We start from the raw sequence: 1107 nt of genomic DNA on the forward strand, positions 1-1107 counted from the left end.
CGATAAATGTAGAAAAGTCCGAGCTCTCGCTCGGGACTTTGTCTACAGTCTGAGCCGAGGCTCTCACCTCGGCTTTCTGTCTCAAAAAGCTGTAACGGCCATTCTCTCCTTTAGCGGTAGAGTGCCAGTCCGTCAAACATGATCACCGGATCATCCCATTCATTATCCTTCACCAGAGATACCTCAACGCGCACCTGGTTCTGACCTGTTACATCAACGCCAAAATAGATCGTTTTTTCGCTGTAGTGGATATCAGGAGAGGTATACAGTATCTGGTCATTATCTCCATACACTGTCACTCTGGCCATAATGCCGCTGTCAAACTGGGAAGATGGAGCCAGTGCACCGGCTAACAGGGTGTAGGCGCCATTTGTATTATACTGGACATAGCTTCCCTTGCCCTTCAGGCGGATCGCATTGGTCCAGCGGTCACCCTCTGCGTTCTTTCCGGAGGTGATAATGGTATATCCCTTTGTAGAGATCCCTTCCATATTCTGAAGAAGGTATGGGGTAGACAGGTCAGAAATATTGGCAGGCTCTGTCTGTCCTTCTGCCGGAATCCAAATGCCGTCTGCACCGATCTGACGCCCGTCGATCACTGTATTCACTGCCATCACGCCGTTTGGATACAGGAAATACCACTGGTCATTATATTTGATCCAGCCGCTCTGACGTACACCTGCGCTGTCGAGATAATACCACTGGCCTCCAATCAGCTGCCAGCCTGTCTTCATGAAGCCGTCATTTCCAATATAATACCACTTTCCATTGTCCTCAATCCACTCATTATAAGCGAATTTATTTGCGCCTCTCTGGTATTTCCACTGTTCGTCCACGTATTTCCATGTACCGGCATATGCTGGAAGGGCCATCGCCACACTCAATGCCAGTGCCGAGATTGTCAATGCCAATCTTTTTTTCATGCTGCTTCTCCTTTCTTAAAACCATCGAATGATGTCAATTATTCAGGCGTTTTACCTATATTGCACTTGTTTTATTATAATTCATTCTCCAGTTTTATGCAACCATGTCTTTTTCCTGGCTCAGCCTCCATTGTAGGATTACAATACATGTGTTACAACTGAATAATTAAAAAGCAGAGATGCT

The 1107-nt window shown here is 46.4% G+C and carries 1 protein-coding gene; it reads right to left on the reverse strand.

Features of this window, described 5'->3' with window-relative positions:
• Window positions 1-110 precede the first annotated feature (110 nt).
• Window positions 111-923 carry an NPCBM/NEW2 domain-containing protein gene (locus tag LIZ87_RS22050; protein WP_227149226.1) on the reverse strand — a complete coding sequence of 271 codons (813 nt, stop codon included), beginning with the start codon at window positions 921-923 and terminating at the stop codon, window positions 111-113.
• Window positions 924-1107: the final 184 nt, after the last annotated feature.

This window comes from Lacrimispora sp. 210928-DFI.3.58, assembly GCF_020554865.1.
Lineage (GTDB): Bacteria > Bacillota > Clostridia > Lachnospirales > Lachnospiraceae > Enterocloster.

Bases quoted from the DNA above. Each gene is read 5' to 3' on its own strand.
- LIZ87_RS22050 (WP_227149226.1), bottom strand. From the start codon at position 923: ATGAAAAAAAGATTGGCATTGACAATCTCGGCACTGGCATTGAGTGTG.